The sequence below is a fragment of the Actinomycetota bacterium genome (assembly GCA_041658565.1).
Classification (GTDB): domain Bacteria; phylum Actinomycetota; class AC-67; order AC-67; family AC-67; genus JBAZZY01.
The window spans coordinates 1-3,910 of sequence record JBAZZY010000063.1 but is presented as its reverse complement, the minus strand read 5'-3'; the positions used below and the strand labels follow the sequence as shown (position 1 = coordinate 3,910).

The following is a 3,910-nucleotide window of genomic DNA, read 5'->3' as shown; positions in this document are numbered from 1 at the left end:
GCCTGCTTATGCGTGCTGGCGACACGAGAAATAATCCGGTTCGCAAGGTCAAGTCTCTACACTCGCACGAAGTCCAAGCGCTGCAAGTGGCTGACTTGCTGATCGGTGCAGTCGCATTTCGTCTTAACCGCCACTTTGACGCTGACAGCGCAAACCCAGACAAGGTGCGGCTCTGTGAGTACATCCTGAAGCGGGGCGGCGCATGGAACTACTTCGATGGCGAGGCCGGCACTTACAAAGAGAAGACCACAGGGCGTTTCCAGATTTGGCAGCAGCGCCGTGCGGAAGCAAGAAGGAACCCGCCAGCCCGCAAAAAGGCCGTTACCGTCAGGAAGGAAATCAGCGTGAGCACACCCGTCACGCTCGGTGATCTCGTTCGCGACGACAAGTTGCTGTGGGTCTACTGCACGGACTGTGGCCACGAGCGCGACGTCACGCCGGGGGCGGTTCCGCTGCCGGCCGACACGCCAGTTCCCGACGTTGCCAAGCGCATGAAGTGTTCTAAATGCGGCTCGCGCAAGATCAACAGCAAGCCGCAACTGTATCCCGGCGGGGTGGCGGGAATGCGCGACCGACACTGACAGAGCGGCCCCGCGGCCGAAGCCGGGGGGCCTTTAGCGCATCCAGCGGGCGCGAACGGCAGTGCGCGTGCGGTTTGCTGATCATCGATGGCGGGGCGGCCACGGGTTTTCGCTGAATGCGCGTTACCCAACACGACCGGCCGTAGTGCGCTCACCGTCGCCAGCGGCATCTGTCGTTGACACCATCAATGGCGTTGATGGCAATTTGCGCGAGTCCAGCTCTCGCTTGGTCATTCCAAGATCGAGAGCACGGTTCGCGACCTCGGTATCGAAGTCGATGACGCAATCGAGATCGCGGAAACGATCGACATCTGATCTGTCCGGAATGATCCAGTCAGCGGACGTGGTCGGCGACGGCATCTGCGGCGCCGACCAGAGGCCCGGACGGCCGCTCCGGGGCATGACCGTCCGTGTCAAATATGCGCGTTACTCAGTCTGCTCTCCCGTCAGGAGCAGCCACAGAAAAATTGTAGGCTGACGCGGTGTGTCCGGGGCGGTCGCGACGTGTCGCGGGTTATCCCGACCTACCGCGAAAGCAGCAGCCAGGCTTGCGTGACACTGGCTACGGGAGTCTGTCGGGACGTTCTGCCGCGCGGCGGTTCGCTTCCCATCAGATCGAAAGGCTATGTAGACCGAGCAAACAATGTGCGGGGGAAGAACTCACAGTATTCGTCTTCGTTGAACCAGGCGCATTTGATGTCGAACAGCTTGAGGCCGGGCACGAGGCGCGTGAGCGCGAGCGCGTAGATGGCCAGCTGTGCGATCGGCTTGCTGGTCCGCGCATCCGGCTTGTAGTCGAGGATGTGCACGGCCCCGTTGCGCACCTGCAGGAAGTCGATGTGGCCGGTAATCGTCCTCGGCCGCTCGTCTACGCGGGGCGCAATTTCGATCGCGTACTGCCGTTCAAGCGCTGCGATATCGGGTTCGGTGAGCCAGATGGGGATCTCGATGGCTATGGTCACGCTGTCGTTGGGGAGCATGAAGCGCTGCAAGGTCTCGTGCCGCAGCTTGTTGTTGCCAACGGCCGGAATGATGAAGGCCGCTGCATCGGTCGCCGCGTTCTGCTTCCGATTGACGATGATGCGCGAGACGTCGGCAAATTCGGGATGCGCTTGCGAGGCGCGCGCCTTCGGGTCGTCGTCGCGGCGGAACAGATCATGCGGGCAGATGGATGGAATGTTCTCGAGGAAATTGGCCAGCGACGTGAAGCGCACTGTCGACTCGGGACTGTTCTCGCGCTTGTCGTCGAGCGTGCCGGCGCGCACGAATTCCAGCTTCGGCCGGTGGTAGGCGTAGGCATAGATCTGCCGGTGATAAAGCTTGATGGAGCGAATGGTCTGCGCGGCAGGGAAGCGGGCCAGGCCGGCTGAGCGTAGGCGGCGATAGCTAGAGTGCTGTTTGTACTCGTGCAGCCACGCGGTGATGGTCGAAGGCGAAACGCTGCGGTTGGTTTTCTTTTTGAGACGCGCTGCCGTTTCGGCGAGCGAGTAGCCGAGATTATAGTCGGTGAGCGCCGCGACGATCATGCGCAGCGGGTACGTCTTGTTGTGCAGCGCCGCCGGGCCCGGCGTGAACATGCGCTTGCAGGATGCGCAGCGCCACAGTTGGACGATCTCCAGCTTCTTCTTTCGCGTGCCTCTGCGCGAGAGTGCGTGGCTTCCGCAGTGGGGACACGCATGCGGCTGCTTGTTGGTCAGCGGGCTTCGTGCGACGCGTGGAATGGGGGACATACGCGATAGGGAATGTGCCCACCGTACCACAGGGGCCGGATCTCAGCGACGGTCGGGCTGCCACGTTCGATCGCTCGGACGTCACGAATTCTGGATGAAGAGGACGTGGAAATTGGATGCGGGACACATCACGGATTTTGTGGAATGCGCGCTCGCGAGTTCCCGTCATTGAGCGACGAATGACGTGCTGGTTGTGCTCGCGGTGTCAGTGAGCGGCGTTAGCTGCGGGCGTGATGCCCTGCTCTCGTGCGAGTACCGCGAGGGCTGGCGTGATGACGCTATCGTAGATGTACCGATGTCTTTTTGAGAGCGCGCCGAAGCCGAGGTCGATGGTCAGTCGCGCGACACTGTAGGCGTCGCTGTCTTTTTGCAGTGTTCCCTCGGCGAGCAGGTGTTGAATGTCGTCGCAATATTCAAAATAGATTTGATCGGTCATCACGCGGTACTCCTCTACAAACGGACGTGAGGCACCAGAGAATGGTTAACAAGGTGTTGACGGCGAGCTTCCACCCTATATGTCGGGTGATGAACTGGATCTCTCCGTGGGCTGGTCGATCAAACTTTTCACGCTCGGCGGCACCGCTGTCCGCATGCACGTGACGTTCCTCTTGCTGCTCGCCTGGATCGCGGCGGTGCAATGGACGCGCGGCACACCACAGGACGCCATCTCGGGCGTGCTGTTCATCATCGTTCTGTTCGGCTGCGTGGTCCTGCACGAGTTCGGTCATATCTGGGCCGCGCGCCGCTACGGCATCCGCACACCCGACGTCACGCTGCTGCCCATCGGCGGCGTCGCCAGCATGGAGCGCATGCCGGAGAAGCCCTCGCAAGAGATCGCCGTGGCGCTCGCCGGGCCGGCGGTCAATGCGGTGATTGCCCTAGCGCTGATCGCCATACTGGGCCTGCGCTTCGTCCCCGAGCAGATTTCGCTCGCCGCACTGCAGACCTCGTTTCTCGCCCAGGTCGCCATCGCCAACGTCGTGCTGCTGGTGTTCAATCTCATTCCCGCGTTCCCCATGGATGGCGGGCGCGTGCTGCGCGCCCTGCTGGCCATGTGGCTCGGCTACACGCGCGGCACCAGAGTCGCCGCACGCATCGGGCAGGCTCTGGCGGTTGTCTTCGCCATCCTCGGCTTCATGGGCAATCCGCTGCTCGTGCTCATCGCCATCTTCATCTTTCTCGGCGCAGCAGGAGAGGCGGGCTACGTCGAGGTGCGCGAGGCCACGCGCGGGCGGCGTGTCACCGAGGCCATGATCACAGCGTTTGAATCTCTGGGCGTGATGTCGACGGCCGACGATGCCGCGGCCCTGCTGCTGCGCACGACGCAACAGGAGTTTCCCGTCCTCGATGGCGCCTCTCGATTGCGCGGGGTGGTGACCCGCAAGGCAATCATCGAGACGCTGCGCGACAAGGGCGGCGTGACACCGGTTTTGGAGATGATGGCGCCCGACGTGCCCGTCGTGCCGCAGAGCGAGGACCTTTCCGCGGCGGTAGCGTTGCTACAGCAGTCAAGCGCGCACTGGGTGGGGGTGGTCGATGCGGCGGGTCGCCTTGTCGGTTATCTGACGCCGGAAAACCTGAGTGAACTGCTCATGGTCC

General features: G+C 62.5%; 4 protein-coding genes and 1 pseudogene. 3 read left to right on the top strand and 2 right to left on the bottom strand.

What is annotated here, in order from left to right; genetic code table 11:
* A partial coding sequence (locus tag WDA27_14820; GenBank protein ID MFA5892196.1) for a hypothetical protein occupies positions 1–581 on the top strand: 581 nt, incomplete at its 5' end.
* Between the two features lie 213 nt (positions 582–794).
* Positions 795–896: pseudogene (locus WDA27_14815) on the top strand (integrase).
* 308 nt (positions 897–1,204) lie between these two features.
* On the opposite strand, the gene WDA27_14810 reads toward WDA27_14815, so the two are convergent.
* Together WDA27_14810 and WDA27_14805 are read right to left on the bottom strand one after the other, a co-directional pair.
* Positions 1,205–2,158, bottom strand: a complete 954-nt coding sequence (locus WDA27_14810) for a hypothetical protein (GenBank protein ID MFA5892195.1) — start codon at positions 2,156–2,158, stop codon at positions 1,205–1,207.
* A 358-nt stretch (positions 2,159–2,516) separates the two neighbouring features.
* A complete protein-coding gene (locus tag WDA27_14805; GenBank protein ID MFA5892194.1) occupies positions 2,517–2,747 on the bottom strand; it encodes a hypothetical protein in 231 nt (76 codons plus the stop codon).
* 79 nt (positions 2,748–2,826) lie between these two features.
* On the opposite strand from WDA27_14805, the gene WDA27_14800 reads away from it, so the two are divergent.
* On the top strand, positions 2,827–3,910 hold a 1,084-nt coding region (locus WDA27_14800), incomplete at its 3' end, for a site-2 protease family protein (protein ID MFA5892193.1).

Excerpts from the sequence above, each read along its gene's own strand:
- WDA27_14810 (MFA5892195.1), bottom strand. The coding sequence starts at position 2,158 with ATGTTCACGCCGGGCCCGGCGGCGCTGCACAACAAGACGTACCCGCTG.
- WDA27_14805 (MFA5892194.1), bottom strand. The coding sequence starts at position 2,747 with ATGACCGATCAAATCTATTTTGAATATTGCGACGACATTCAACACCTG.